This is a genomic window from Micromonospora sp. Utrum1, from assembly GCF_057197805.1.
Map to the genome: position 1 here is coordinate 3,409,176 of NZ_CM170071.1, position 12,415 is coordinate 3,421,590.

15 protein-coding genes and 1 pseudogene are annotated in these 12,415 nt (G+C 68.6%); 10 read left to right on the top strand and 6 right to left on the bottom strand.

Annotation, left to right across the window (positions count from 1 at the left end; translation table 11 throughout):
• Positions 1–23 precede the first annotated feature (23 nt).
• From AC0OLQ_RS16120 to AC0OLQ_RS16135, 4 genes are all read left to right on the top strand, one after another.
• A complete protein-coding gene (locus AC0OLQ_RS16120) occupies positions 24–476 on the top strand; it encodes a hypothetical protein (protein WP_484532007.1) in 453 nt (150 codons plus the stop codon).
• 108 nt (positions 477–584) lie between these two features.
• Positions 585–863: a hypothetical protein gene (locus AC0OLQ_RS16125; protein ID WP_484532008.1), complete on the top strand. Its 279-nt coding sequence runs from the start codon at positions 585–587 to the stop codon at positions 861–863.
• Positions 864–1,183: 320 nt separating this feature from the next.
• A complete protein-coding gene (locus tag AC0OLQ_RS16130) occupies positions 1,184–1,858 on the top strand; it encodes a GGDEF domain-containing protein (protein ID WP_484532009.1) in 675 nt (224 codons plus the stop codon).
• Positions 1,855–3,138 carry an AcrVA2 family anti-CRISPR protein gene (locus AC0OLQ_RS16135; protein ID WP_484532010.1) on the top strand — a complete coding sequence of 428 codons (1,284 nt, stop codon included), beginning with the start codon at positions 1,855–1,857 and terminating at the stop codon, positions 3,136–3,138. Before AC0OLQ_RS16130 ends, AC0OLQ_RS16135 begins: the two co-directional genes overlap by 4 nt.
• A 415-nt stretch (positions 3,139–3,553) precedes the next feature.
• Here AC0OLQ_RS16135 and AC0OLQ_RS16140 read toward each other — a convergent pair whose 3' ends face one another.
• Positions 3,554–3,784, bottom strand: a complete 231-nt coding sequence (locus AC0OLQ_RS16140; protein WP_484532011.1) for a hypothetical protein — start codon at positions 3,782–3,784, stop codon at positions 3,554–3,556.
• A 134-nt stretch (positions 3,785–3,918) separates the two neighbouring features.
• Between AC0OLQ_RS16140 and AC0OLQ_RS16145 the strand changes: the two genes are divergently transcribed.
• Positions 3,919–4,134 carry a GntR family transcriptional regulator gene (locus AC0OLQ_RS16145; protein WP_484532012.1) on the top strand — a complete coding sequence of 72 codons (216 nt, stop codon included), beginning with the start codon at positions 3,919–3,921 and terminating at the stop codon, positions 4,132–4,134.
• Between the two features lie 12 nt (positions 4,135–4,146).
• Here AC0OLQ_RS16145 and AC0OLQ_RS16150 read toward each other — a convergent pair whose 3' ends face one another.
• The 3 genes from AC0OLQ_RS16150 to AC0OLQ_RS16160 form a co-directional block, all read right to left on the bottom strand.
• The gene (locus AC0OLQ_RS16150) at positions 4,147–5,010 is read right to left on the bottom strand and encodes an IS5 family transposase (RefSeq protein WP_484532013.1); all 864 of its coding nucleotides are present in this window, start codon (positions 5,008–5,010) and stop codon (positions 4,147–4,149) included.
• A 396-nt stretch (positions 5,011–5,406) separates the two neighbouring features.
• Entirely contained in the window at positions 5,407–5,682 is a 276-nt protein-coding gene (locus AC0OLQ_RS16155; protein WP_484532014.1) for a hypothetical protein, read from the bottom strand.
• Positions 5,683–5,756: 74 nt separating this feature from the next.
• Complete coding sequence (locus tag AC0OLQ_RS16160) at positions 5,757–5,954, bottom strand: hypothetical protein (protein WP_484532015.1); 198 nt, start codon at positions 5,952–5,954, stop codon at positions 5,757–5,759.
• A 628-nt stretch (positions 5,955–6,582) separates the two neighbouring features.
• On the opposite strand from AC0OLQ_RS16160, the gene AC0OLQ_RS16165 reads away from it, so the two are divergent.
• The gene (locus AC0OLQ_RS16165; protein ID WP_484532016.1) at positions 6,583–7,653 is read left to right on the top strand and encodes an ATP-dependent DNA ligase; all 1,071 of its coding nucleotides are present in this window, start codon (positions 6,583–6,585) and stop codon (positions 7,651–7,653) included.
• Positions 7,654–7,694: 41 nt separating this feature from the next.
• Here AC0OLQ_RS16165 and AC0OLQ_RS16170 read toward each other — a convergent pair whose 3' ends face one another.
• Positions 7,695–8,642, bottom strand: coding sequence for an endonuclease/exonuclease/phosphatase family protein (locus AC0OLQ_RS16170; RefSeq protein WP_484532017.1), 948 nt, complete (start codon positions 8,640–8,642; stop codon positions 7,695–7,697).
• 266 nt (positions 8,643–8,908) lie between these two features.
• Between AC0OLQ_RS16170 and AC0OLQ_RS16175 the strand changes: the two genes are divergently transcribed.
• Together AC0OLQ_RS16175 and AC0OLQ_RS16180 are read left to right on the top strand one after the other, a co-directional pair.
• The gene (locus tag AC0OLQ_RS16175; protein WP_484532018.1) at positions 8,909–9,580 is read left to right on the top strand and encodes a GmrSD restriction endonuclease domain-containing protein; all 672 of its coding nucleotides are present in this window, start codon (positions 8,909–8,911) and stop codon (positions 9,578–9,580) included.
• Positions 9,581–9,932: 352 nt separating this feature from the next.
• Positions 9,933–10,115, top strand: a complete 183-nt coding sequence (locus tag AC0OLQ_RS16180; RefSeq protein ID WP_484532540.1) for a hypothetical protein — start codon at positions 9,933–9,935, stop codon at positions 10,113–10,115.
• On the opposite strand, the pseudogene AC0OLQ_RS16185 reads toward AC0OLQ_RS16180, so the two are convergent.
• A pseudogene (locus AC0OLQ_RS16185) lies at positions 10,066–10,873 on the bottom strand (NAD(P)/FAD-dependent oxidoreductase); the annotation flags it as partial. The gene AC0OLQ_RS16180 and the pseudogene AC0OLQ_RS16185 sit on opposite strands and share 50 nt — an antisense overlap.
• Positions 10,874–11,188: 315 nt before the next feature.
• On the opposite strand from AC0OLQ_RS16185, the gene AC0OLQ_RS16190 reads away from it, so the two are divergent.
• The gene (locus AC0OLQ_RS16190) at positions 11,189–11,635 is read left to right on the top strand and encodes a hypothetical protein (RefSeq protein ID WP_484532019.1); all 447 of its coding nucleotides are present in this window, start codon (positions 11,189–11,191) and stop codon (positions 11,633–11,635) included.
• A gap of 88 nt (positions 11,636–11,723) precedes the next feature.
• On the top strand, positions 11,724–12,248 hold the full coding sequence (locus AC0OLQ_RS16195; RefSeq protein WP_484532020.1) for an endonuclease domain-containing protein: 525 nt from the start codon (positions 11,724–11,726) through the stop codon (positions 12,246–12,248).
• Positions 12,249–12,415: the final 167 nt, after the last annotated feature.

Genomic DNA, 12,415 nt, shown 5'->3' on the forward strand with positions numbered 1-12,415 from the left:
CACTCAACGACAGGAGGCACCAAGTGGATCCCACCCGCAGCATGCTGCTCGCCCTCGCCAGACACGCCGAAGAAGCCCGGCTGCGCTGGCACGCCGAACGCGCCGCCATGCGGGCCCGCGGCGAAACGCCGACCCGCAGCGAGGCTCACGCCTACCACGTCCAGGCCAACCTGTGCCTGATCATCGCCATCGGCGCCGCTGACCTTCCGCCGAACTACCGCATCTACGACACCACCCTGTCCCGCGACCCCCTCGCCGCGGCCGAGCAGCTACGTCAGGTCGCCTCCGCCTACGACCACAGCGGCCCGATAGAGGCCGCACACGAACCCGCACGCCTGGACTACAAGGCCGCCTTCGCCGAACCCGTCACCCCACAGGAACAGCAGTACATCGACCTGCTCGCCGGCCTTCCCGCCGCACGCCGCGACAAGATCGTCGACCTCGCCGAGCAACGCGCCCGTCAGCCCGAGGCATGAGCCCGAAAGTCGGGCGACCCCACCGGGCCCATCTGCCGCTCGCTGCGGCACCACCCGCGCAATTCCTGCCGGACCGCCTTCGGCCGAGCGGCCCTGTGAAAGGAACCGATGAGTCTCTACACCCTCGCACCCAAACCCGGCTTCGACCGCTACTCCATTCAGGTCGGCTGGAACCCACACCGCACCTACTTCGCGACCGTCGTCGACTTCGCCTGGGACCCCGTCACCGATCCCGACAAGGAACCCGACACCGTCCGGCTCGGTCTGATCGAGGCGATTCTCGACCCGATCGAAGTGCTCCTGGCCGTCGAAACCTACGCCGACATCCCGGCGGACCTGGCCGGCACACTGCGCGCCGATCAGGCCGCGCACCCCGTGCGCCGCTAGCACGAACACCCGCGGCCAGGCGGCGCACCTCGACGCACCCGAACAGCATCGCGTTCGTGACAGCACCCTCTGATCCGCCGGTCGTGGCCAGGTCGTCGCGTGTCGGATCCCTGCTGCTCGCCATGTCGCCTGAGTTAGCACGCCGGCCGCTGCCTCCACCGGTGCAGCCATTGCCGTGCCGTCAACGATCGGCAAGCAGCAAAACGGCCCGCCACATGGCGGGCCGTCGTCGTATCAGGACCCGGGACGCCTCGCCTAGGAAACGCCGCGTCCCGGGTTCTCCATTGAGATGGAGGAGTCCAGTGTCCCTACCACTGATCATGATCGCCACCGCCTTGGTGGCATTCACCCTCGGCGGCCTCACCATGTGGCCATCCGTCCGCGGGCTCCGGAACCGGCTCGCCGACGCTATCTGGCAGCTGGAACATGACTCGGTCACGGGCATGCTCAACCGCGCTGGCCTGCTCGCCGCACACGCCACCCTCGCCAAGGTCGCTTCCTCTCAGCCGATTGTCGTCGTGCTGATCGACCTTGACGAGTTCAAACCGGTCAACGACACCCACGGGCACGACCGAGGCGACGACGTCCTGGCGGCCATCGGTGGCCGCATCACCGACATCGCCGCACTCCACGGCGGCGCCGCCGCCCGGCTTTCCGGCGACGAGTTCGCTGCACTGCTGCCCGTCCGCACCGCCGACCTGGCCCGCATCGCCGACGCCTTCGTCGCACTCATCGCCCAGCCCGTCAACCTCACTACCGATGGCGCACCCGGCATGGTCACCGTCACCGCCAGTGTCGGTATCGCCCTGGCGGAGAGCACGGACCCGTTCGAAGAGGTGGCCCTCCGTCGCGCGGACATCGCCATGTACCACGCCAAACACCGCGGCCGGAACCGCCACGCAGTCTACGAGCCGGGGATGGCGATGCCCGACGTCAGGCGCCGTCGAGGGCCGCGGCTGCGTGACCGCCGGCTGAGCAACGAGGCGACGGCGTGACCGCCGCGCGCGAGGAGATGGCCTGCCAGATCTGCCTCTCCCCACTGAACATCCTCGGCACACCGCCCACCTACGTACACCCGATCCAACTCGCCACCGACGGACACGAACCCGTGCCCGTACCGGTCAGTCAACTCGACACGGTCCATCGCACCTGCGACTTCTGTGGGGACCCGTACCCGACTTGGACGCTCGTCGGCGGCGAAGTCACCGCCGTCGCCATCGGGGCGGCCGCGGGACTGGTGCAGAACTTCGGCCAAGCGTGGGCGGCGTGCGCGACGTGCCAGGTCTACATCGACGATGGCAGGCACCACAAGGTCGTCGACCGGGCGCTGCAGGCGTTCGGCCTCGGCGACCACCCGCAGGTGCTAGAGCGCATCGGGCAACTGCACCGGGCGTTCCTGAACGCCCGGGTCCCGGGACGGACGCTCATCACGACCACCGCCTGGCCCGCCACTCTCATCACCGCCCGCGAGCTGCCCAAGGTACGCGACCGGCTCGCTCGCCTCTACCGAGCCGACGATGACCTCCCATTCGCGCTCGCATCCACCGACGTACGCGACCACATCGCCGCCGGCTTGGACCGAGCCCGGTTGTTCTGGATCGACGGCGACTTCACTGACCTGGCCGAGTACGCCGCAGAGAAACTCCCCGACGTCACCATCAGCCGCGACCTCATGCCCTCCACCGACGGACTGCTCGTGTGGTCGCGACCCGTGACGCGGCGGGAGATCGCCGCCGCCTCCTGGACCATCACCAGCGACGGCTGGCGGCTAATCAACTACCGCACCCTCGGCGGCGGCCTGGAGGGCACACCGCTCCAGCGACTGCGCGAACAGGTGGGTTGGCTCGCCCCGACGAGCACCATTCAGGTACACGAGCAGCACCAGCTGCCCGGCGCTGATCCCGCTGCAGCGTTGGTCGCCACCTGGCTGCTGGTCGTACAGCAGGCCGCCAGCGTTACAACGGCAGAAGTCGACAAAGCCATGCGCAAGTCCTACGCCCGCACCAACCGACCAGCGCCCGAGGTTCGGGTCGTCCGTATCGGCGCCAACCGCGGCACTCGACCGCCGCTTGGACGATCGGCGTCAAGCGACCCAGGGCACCCTCAGAGCAGCCGGTTCTGGGTGTCTGGCCACTGGCGCAACCAGGCATACGGACCCCGCAGAGCGCTGCGCCGCCCCATCTACATCAGCCCCTTCCTCAGAGGCCCTGATGACGCGCCGATCAAGCTCAGCACGACCGTGCGCATGCTCAGCAGCCAAAAGCCGATGTCTTAGGGTCACGACTAGAACACGCTGATCAGGTCGTGGCAGGGGCTTTGCCCCCTGCCACGAGCCCTGGCAGTGACGTGGGCCCGAGTGCATATCCCGACCTTGCCCTGACACGCATGGGATTCATGGTGCCGAACAGGGGAGAGGCATTGCTGCGTCGACGTTCGTCCCTGACGGGCGGCGCTCGATGAACGCATCGCCGCTGCCAAACGATTCCGTAGACAGATCCCTTACTGCGCTCGACGGAGCCGGTACCGCTCCAACCGATCGGCCCGGTAGCGGTCGAGGGTGTGCGCGGCGTCATCGAGCCGAGGACATCCGGCGTCCGTGCACTTCGCGCACAGGTTCCGCTCGTGGAACTCGATGCAATACGAGGCGAGGACGACTTTGAACGGGACTTGCGTCAGAAACTTCTCCTCCATCACTGGGCCCGACCTTGAGAGCGGTACCGCTGGCCGAGGGTGAGGAGCGGGGTGCGCTGGTACTCCATCGTCGGCTCGACTGCCCAGTAGTGCGGGCGGCCGGCGTTGCGGCGGGCCTGGACCTCGGAGACGGCCAGCGGACCGAGCGCTCCGGAACGGTTCGGGTAGGCGGTCGCTGGGCCGGACTGATCGACTGGTAGCGGACGGCGTTTGAACGGCCAGAACCTCATGAGATCCCTCCTGGCTGTGGGTTTGCGGACGCCTGCGAAAGGTAATCGAACTCGTCCTACTCGTACAACCCGTCTTATACGTCCTGCCCGTACCCTACGGCCTACTCAGGCTGCGCGTCCATAAGGTCCGGCTCATGGTTGACGAGATGTCTCCGGTGGCGCTCTACATCCAGCTCGCAGACCTCCTCGCCAAGCAGATCGAGGACGGGAAGCTCAAGCCGCGCCAGCCGGTCCCCAGCGAGACCCATTTACAGCAGGAGTACGGCGTCAGTCGCGGAACGGTCCGGGCGGCTGTCCGCCTGCTTCGGGAGCGGGGTCTGATCGTGACGTTGCCGGCTCGCGGTTCTTAGAGGGCATCCCGTTTAGGTGTGTGGCGGTGTGTCCGTCTCGGGGTGGTCGTCGCGCCAGGATGGAGTCGTCTCGTGGGTCAATCGCCGGCTCATGTTGTCGATCATGGCCCAGTGGATGTGGGCTCGGGAGTGCTCTGGTGACGTCTCGTAATCGCGGACGAGTCGTCGGTGGAGCATGATCCAGCCGTTGGTGCGTTCGATGGCCCACCGCTTGGGCAAGGGTTGGAAGCCCTTCTGGCCTGGTGTTTTCGGCACGACTTGCACGTCGATGCCGTGGGCGGCGCCGCGGGCGATGGCAGTGGCGCGGTAGCCGGCGTCAACCCACACTGTGCTGATGTGACGGTGGGTGGCGGCGAGGCGGTCGATGACGTCACGGCCGGCGGCGGTGTCGGAGACGCTGGCGGCGGTGACGATCACCACCAGCAGCAGACCGAGGACGTCGGTGGCCAGGTGCCGCTTGCGGCCCTTGATCCTCTTGCCGGCATCGATGCCCTGGCTGGCTTCGGGCACGTTGCTGCTGGTCTTGACGCTCTGCGAGTCGATGATCGCCGCGCTGGGCTCCGGGTCACGGCCGGCTGCCTGCCGGACCTTGCCGCGCAGCAGGTTGTGGATCGTCTCGGTGGTGCCGTCAGCGGCCCAGCGAGTGAAGTACGAGTGCACGGTCTTGTACGGCGGGAAGTCGTGGGGCAGGTACTCCCAGGCGATGCCGGTCCGGTTGACGTACAGGATCGCATTCACGATCTCCCGCAGGTCATGCACCGGTTTCTTCAGGCCCAGGCCGCCTTGAGCCGCCCGCCAGGCGGTCATGGTCGGTTCGATCAACGCCCACCTGGCATCAGACAGATCGGTGCGATACGGACGGCGAGGGGTCGTCATCCACCGATCATCAGGGCGCAAGATCCTCGACTCCAGCAAGGCAGCAACCAGCGTGTATCAGATCAGATCCACACGAGATGCCCTCTTACGTTGCCGACCGGAAGCCGTAGCCGTACCCGTCTGAACTACCGGAGTAAGCGTGCATGGCCGTGACCATGCCTAGCGGGCTGAAGTGCGGCTTCCGAGGCCCCAGCCGACTCGCCGATTGCGGTTGCACCGGCCGCCGCAGCGGCGCCGTCTTGTCCGAGATGGCGAGGACGGCTGACTGCTGCCCGCAGCGGCGATCATCATGCACGAGCGCGTTGATCTTCACCCGCGGCAGCTTGGTTCGAACCTGCGCCGGAGAAGGCCTGCTGCCGGCGACCGGCCCAGTGCGGGGAGCACGATAAACGTCAACTATGTGACCCGCCGCGCCTCACCGGCGCCAGCAGTCGACGGGGGAGTACGGCGGTCCTGCTCCCGCCACTGGCCGGCGGTGTCGGCGCGCAGCAGACGATCAATCATCTGCAGGGCCTCCGGCTCCGAGTCGAACTCCCAGCGCAGCACCTTCCCGGACTCGGTGTCCCCGGCCCGGGCCATCACCGTCCAGCGCGTCTCACGGACCAGCCACACGTCGCGCCGGGTCAGGCGCCCCCAGATTCCGTTCCACCACCGCCGTACCACCTGCTGCACGAGCTGATCGTACATACGTTCGACCAACCGTGAGATCGGGATGGGATGGGCTTCATCTGCCCTGCGACGACGGGTCACTCACAGGGGTCCTCGGAGCCTCGGCCGTAGGGCTCGCAGCAGTCCGGGCGGTGCCGGTAGACCCGAAGATCACGCCCGCTGCGGCGCCCATGCTCCGGCGTGATCTCGTACAGGCAGGCCTGCCACACGACGGTCTCCTCGCCGCCCGGCACCACCTGGCCGTCACCCGGCCCGCCGCGTAGCAGCACGTCCACCCTCCGACCGTACGTGGGGGATGACGACGCGGCGTGGCGTCCGAGGCTCTGCTGTCGGATTCGGAGGGCCGGTTGGGGGAGAACCGGTCCCCGCATCTGTTAGCTGCGGGGACCGGTCGTCGGTGGCCTGTGGCGGCGGCTGCTCCACCTGCGCGTGGCCGTGGCCAGCAGCCGTGCGGTGACCTCGCCGACTGTGTTCAGATTCGCCGCTGGTGGCCGCAGCTTGCCAGGGCGGACTGCGTGCTGTGGAGAACTTCGGCGGCTGTGGAACACACCCTGATCATGACCGAAGGGTGCTAACACCCTCCGTGACCAGGCGGGTTGCCGCCGGAATGTGCTAACGCCCACGCGAGTGGTCCGCCTGGTCCGCATCCAGGCACCCGAGCGCTTTCTCCTTCTTGAGGTCAGGGCGGTGGTAGGGAGCCCGGTCGGTCCCAGCAGGTTGGGCCCGACGTGGCCGGGACCGGGGCGGCGCATCCTTTGTTGGACGGGCTTGCGATAACTGTGCTGCGCCCGCTCGTGCATTCATTGTCGCGGATCTCCGCCCGAGGCGGCCCGGTTCCCTCCCACGATGACGTGGGGAGGGGGAGATGAGACGGGCTCACGACCGGTGTGGGGGAGGCTCGTGGTGAGCCCCGCCCGGACGCGGGCGGGCACAGCGGCGGACCCGGTGCTGCGCCGGCCCGTCGCGCCGATGCTCGCCGCGCCGGTGGACGCGGTGCCGGAGGATCCGAACCTGGTGCATGAGCCGAAGTGGGACGGGTGGCGGGCGATCGCCTTCCGCGAGACCGACACCGTGTCCCTGCAGTCCCGGGCCGGCCGGAACCTGACCACCTACTTCCCGGACATCACCCGCGCGATCCGCACAGCCATCCCACCCGGCGTCGTGCTCGACGGTGAGCTGATCGTCTGGGAGCGCGGGCGGACGAACTTCGCGCAGCTTCAGCGCCGAGTGACCGCCGGTCGTGACCTGCTTCGCGTGGCACGCGAGTTCCCCGCCCACTACGTGCTGTTCGACCTGCTCGCGGATGTCGGTGGGCAGGTGATCCTGGACCTGCCGCTATCGGAGCGTCGGGCCCGGCTGGAGCGGCTGCTCGCCGACGCGCCGGCGCAGCTGACTCTGACCCCGCAGACGGGCGACATGCGGCAGGTGGCGGACTGGCTGCTGAACTGGACCGTCGCGGCGGGCATCGAGGGCGTGGTGAGCAAGCGCCTGAGCGGCCGGTATGAGCCGGGCCGGCGGGGCTGGTCGAAGTTCCGGACTCGGATCGTCACGGAGGCCATCGTCGGTGGGCTGACCGGCGGCATTAGCAGCCCGGAGACGGTGTTGCTGGGCCGGTTCGACCGGCGGGGGCGGCTGCGGTACACCGGGCGCTCCCATCCGCTGACCTCCGCTCAGGCCGCCGAGCTGGCTCCGCTGCTCTCGCCGCCGCGGATGCCGCGCCCTGGCTCTGTCGTTCACCCGTGGCCGCAGCCGCTGCCCGCATCGTGGTCCGGCCAGCTGGACCGGCCCGAGCCCTTGCCGTACATGCAGGTGGAGCCGACGGTGGTGGCGGAGATCGACGCTGACGTGGCGTTCGAGCACCAGCGGTGGCGCCACCGCGTGCGGTATGCCAGAGCGCGACCGGACGTGTCGGTCTACGACGTGCCGCTACTCCTCGGCGAGGGCGCAGACCCGTTCGGGATGCCGGCCGGATGACTAACCAGCGCTGACCCGCTTGGGAGCGTCAGGTCCTGGGGCTACAGGCCGGTGAACCGGGCGAGGACCGGGGCGTGATCAGGGACGATGACCGCCTCCCGGCTGCGGGTGGAGGCGCCGATAGAGGTGATGTCGTCGACGAGCGATTCGATGCTGACCAGGCGCAGCTGCAGGTCGCGGGTAGCCAGGATGTGGTCGATGAGTTCCCGGCGGCCTTGGTAGATGCGGGAGTAGGCACGGGTTGGAGGCAGTCGTCGTCCGACGTTGTATAGCCGGACCGCGTCGCCCTTGTCCGGCCGGTTGACGTCTCCGTCGGCTGGGCCCTCGAGCAGGACGGTGGTGACGGCGTCCGGTCCGTCGTTGAGGTCGCCGCACAGGATCGTCGGCATGCCCGGCGGCCCGTCGACGGCGGCCGCGGTCAGGACCTCGTTGAGGTGCACGCGCAGCGCGACGGCCTCGGCGGTGCGGCGTAGTAGGGCGTAGCCGGCGCCGCGGGCGCGTTCGTCTTCTGTGAGAGGGTAGCGCCGCCCGCCGGGGTAGGTGAGCAGCTTGCTTTTGAGGTGGGCGGTCAGCAGCCGCAAGCCTGGGCCGCCGCAGTCGACGTGCACCTGGATCGCTCCGCGACCCAGGTGGGCCAACGTGGTGCCGTCAACGTCGGGGACCGCCGGCAGCCCGGCCTGCGGCAGCGCGAGGATCTGCGCTTCCTCGGTGAGGGCGTGCCGGGCGAGGACAGCCACCCGGATGCCACGGCCGTCCGGGTGGGAGGACACCAGCGCCTGCCAGGGCGCGCCGAGGGCTGCCCGGAGGTCTTCAACGGCTGCCGGAGAGCCGACCTCCTGGAGGGCGACGACGTCGGCGCCGGTGCCCGAGATGAGCCCGGCCAGGTAGGCGAGCTTCGCGGCGTAGGTTTCCGTCGCCGGCGTGTCGGTGTCGTCGGGGCGGAACAGGTTTTCCACGTTCCAGGTCATGACGATCAGGTCGTTGGCCACCGTCGCTCCCAGAATCCAGGTGCTCTACCAGCCTGAGACTCGCGCTGTAGGACGCCGCCGAAGCGGCCATCGCCGCTGCGTCGCCATGTCGACACGCGCGAGCGGCAGTACCAAGAGGCTTGCCCGCCGGGCCGCTGGCGCGGCGCCGGCAAGCTGGCATGGGACCAGTATTCGCAGAAGGCTCTTTCTCTCTTCACAAAGGCGACCGTCGATGGACATGCTCGGCCGAGATGGTCGCTGTTCATCGCGCTGCCGAGGAGGCCTTCATGCCAGTCACCCGACAGTCCACCCGACCCGTACTGCGGCGAGCCGTCACCGCCGTAGCCGCCGTGGCCCTGACCGGCGCCTACCTAATCGCCATGGACGCCGCGCCAGCGCTCGCGACGCCTCCTGGCATCCCCTCCAAGTCGACCGCCCAGTCACAGCTCAACGCGCTGACCGTCCGGACCGAAGGCTCGACGAGCGGGTACTCCCGGGACCTGTTCCCGCACTGGATCACCATCAGCGGCGCCTGCAACACCCGCGAGACCGTCCTCAAGCGCGACGGCACCTCCGTCGTCACCGACAGCAGCTGCGCCGCGGTGTCGGGCCGCTGGTACAGCCCGTACGACGGCGCGACCTGGTCCGCCGCCTCCGACGTCGACATCGACCATGTCGTGCCCCTCGCCGAAGCGTGGCGATCCGGCGCCAACGGTTGGACCACCAGCCGGCGGCAGAGCTTCGCCAACGACCTCAGCCATCCGCAGTTGATCGCCGTCACCGACAACGTCAACCAGGCCAAGGGCGACCAGGACCCGTCCACCTGGCAGCCGTCGCTGTCGTCGTACCGGTGCACCTACAGCAAGATGTGGATCACCGTGAAGTACGCCTGGGGCCTGGCGCTGCAGTCGTCGGAGAAGTCCGCCCTGCAAAGCATGCTGAACACCTGCAGCTCCTGACGTCCCACGGAACTCGCCCTCTCAGCCCGGCGGTTCGCCCCTCAGGGATCGGCAGCCGGCAGAAGCACGTGCCGGCGTCCGAGGCGAGCGGGCGATGCAGCAGCTGGGATCGACGTGGGGAACGGGCGGCGGACTCAATCACGGGCTTTGCCGCCCAGTCCACCACTCAGGTCCCGCCGTGGGCCCGCCTCGGTGACCGGCGCGTGCCGTTGCGCTGCCGGCACGGGGAGAGGCGAGGTCTGAGCCATGTGGCGGCGCTGGCCCTGAAAGGCCAGGTGGCGGCCCATCGATAGCGTTGGGTCTATGGCGTTGGGAGTGACCGTGAGCTGGTGAGGATCTAGGGGAGGGGCGTATGAATCGGTGGACCTTGGCGCAGGTGGATCAATGGCTCGACTGGGTTCACGACCGCCACCACGAGTTCGACTACCGCTACATCTACTTCGCGTACCTGGCCGCTCGTACGCCTGAACCGCGCAACGACGAGATCACCATGACGGTTGAGCCCGACGGTGCCAGCCGGTGCCTGCGGCGGTGATGGCCTGACGGTAGGTGTGGTCGACGAGGTCACCGGCGGCGAACACCCCGGAAGGTTGGTGCGGGTTCCGGGGGAGTCGACGGTGACGTAGCCGTCATCGTCGAGCGCGACCTGGCCGCGGAACAACTCGCTGCGCGGGTCATGTCCGATGGCCACGAACACGCCGGTGACGTCCAGACCCGGGTGGCGCCGGTGTGGACGTCGCGCAGCCGGGCACCGGCGACGGGGCCGTCGTGGCCGAGGATCTCCTCGACCACGCTGTTCCACGCCACATGGATCTTGTCGTTGCTCAGTGCTCGGTCGGACATGATCCGGCTGGCGCGGAAGGTGTCCCGGCGGTGAATGATGGTGACGCTGCGAGCGAAGAGGGTGAGGAAGGTAGCTTCCTCCATCGCGGTGTCTCCGCCGCCGACCATGGCGATGTCCTGGTCGCGGAAGAAGAACCCGTCACAGGTGGCGCAGGCCGACATGCCGTGGCCGAGCAGCTCCTGCTCGCCGGTGACGCCGAGGGGTCGCCAGGCGGAGCCGGTGGCGAGGATGACCGCCTGTGCCTGGTGAGCCTGCTCGCCGACCCATACCCTCTTGATGAGGCCGGCAAGGTCGACGCGGGTGACGTCGTCGGGGATGAACTGGGCGCCGAAGCGGTCGGCCTGCTTGCGGAGGTGGTCCATCAGCTCCGGGCCGGTGATGCTGTGGGGGAAGCCGGGAAAGTTCTCCACCACGGTGGTGGTCATCAGCGCGCCGCCGGACTGGCTGCCTCGATGCCGCGGGGGCGTGACTCAATCGCCTGCAGCGACCACCTTTTGCCGTCAAGATCGCCGAAGTAGACGAAGTTGCCCCGTGGCTGCACCTCGACCTCACTGGCATCGACGCCGGCGTCGAGCAGTTGCCGGCGCCTCGGCGTCGGCGACCACAGCCTGGATCGAGGCTGAGCGCCGCCGCTCAACGTCCAGCACAACGACACTCCGGAGGTCCGGCAGCGGCTAGTTGACTACCTGATCCAGCATGGTCGTACCGACCTGCTCATCTTGGCCGTCTCGCACGCCTGACACACTCGAAGGAAGGAGATGACCATGACTGACCCGTACAGCCGCATCCATCGCCGAACGGTTGCCGCCCTGGCCCTGCTCCCCGCGTTAACCCTCGGGATCACCGCGTGCGGCAAGGACCCCAGCGACCAGGCCGACACCAAGGCCATCAGCTCGGCACCCACCAGCACCCCCGCCGCCCTACCGACGCAGGACTGGAACCGGCTCGCCTGCCAAACCCTGACCCACGACATGCTCGCCCTGCTCGACAACCTCGGAGACACCCGCAAGGCCGCCGAGAATGCTGCCAAGTCGGACGACGACGTGATGCGACAGCATGGGCGAAAGCTGCTGGACGCGGTCACCGCCCGAGAGACGGCCGACCTCAACAGCGACCAGAACGCTGCGGTCGACGCGAACCTGAACATCAGCCAGGCTGCCCTGGACCTGGCCGAGGCGTGCTCGACCCTGTACGGCGACGGGAACTGGTGAGCAGCCCCGTCGGATGCCCGGCCGGCCCGTGGCAGTCCCCGCAATGACACCTGGACACCCCGTAAAGGCGTGGCCCGCGCTGGTCGGCGTGGGCCGCGACCCGTGGCAGGTATGCGCCGTCGGCCTGCCGACGAAAGCCCTCGGCCGGCACCGCATCACCGCAGACCAGTACCGGCAACTCCGCAACGCCCAGGACGGAGTATGCGGCATCTGCGGGCGAGGAAACCTGCGAGGGGCCGACGCGATTCCCCTCTACATCGATCACGACCATGTCTGCTGCCCTGACCACCACAACACCTGCGGGAAGTGCATCCGGGGTCTGCTCTGCTCGGGCTGCAACGGCTTTCTAGGTGAGATGGAGTTGTGGGGCAAGATCCCCAGCATCGGCGAGGACGGAACGTGGGAGCGGGCCGCACTCGCCTACCTGGAGCGGGCCGGCTGTCCGCTCACCGAGGAGCGGAAGGCCGCGACGGCGACGCGTCACCGCCGGAAGGTGGCGCTGTGGGATCCGCCGTGCCGCTGCCGGGTATGCGACGCGAACTGGAAGCAACGGCGGGAGCAACGCCAAGCGGAGATGCTCGCCAGGTTCGGGTTTCCGGCGCCACCAAGGTGACACCCGCGCAGGGCTGGGCTGTCACGGCATATGTTCTGCCGGTGTAGCCGGCCGGCCAGCCCCAACCTGCCGGGCAAAGAAGGCCCACACCCCCGACTTGCTGATCGAGCACATCCAGGAGGTCCGGTACGCGGCCGCGGATCAGCCGGAGGACTAGCAGCAACGCC

What these genes read in the sequence shown, in the direction of transcription:
- AC0OLQ_RS16175 (WP_484532018.1), top strand. Translation starts at nt 8,909, where the DNA reads ATGCCAGTCACCCGACAGTCCACCCGACCCGTACTGCGGCGAGCCGTC.
- AC0OLQ_RS16140 (WP_484532011.1), bottom strand. Translation starts at nt 3,784, where the DNA reads ATGAGGTTCTGGCCGTTCAAACGCCGTCCGCTACCAGTCGATCAGTCC.
- AC0OLQ_RS16180 (WP_484532540.1), top strand. Translation starts at nt 9,933, where the DNA reads ATGAATCGGTGGACCTTGGCGCAGGTGGATCAATGGCTCGACTGGGTT.
- AC0OLQ_RS16150 (WP_484532013.1), bottom strand. Translation starts at nt 5,010, where the DNA reads ATGACGACCCCTCGCCGTCCGTATCGCACCGATCTGTCTGATGCCAGG.
- AC0OLQ_RS16145 (WP_484532012.1), top strand. Translation starts at nt 3,919, where the DNA reads ATGGTTGACGAGATGTCTCCGGTGGCGCTCTACATCCAGCTCGCAGAC.
- AC0OLQ_RS16190 (WP_484532019.1), top strand. Translation starts at nt 11,189, where the DNA reads ATGACTGACCCGTACAGCCGCATCCATCGCCGAACGGTTGCCGCCCTG.
- AC0OLQ_RS16125 (WP_484532008.1), top strand. Translation starts at nt 585, where the DNA reads ATGAGTCTCTACACCCTCGCACCCAAACCCGGCTTCGACCGCTACTCC.
- AC0OLQ_RS16130 (WP_484532009.1), top strand. Translation starts at nt 1,184, where the DNA reads ATGATCGCCACCGCCTTGGTGGCATTCACCCTCGGCGGCCTCACCATG.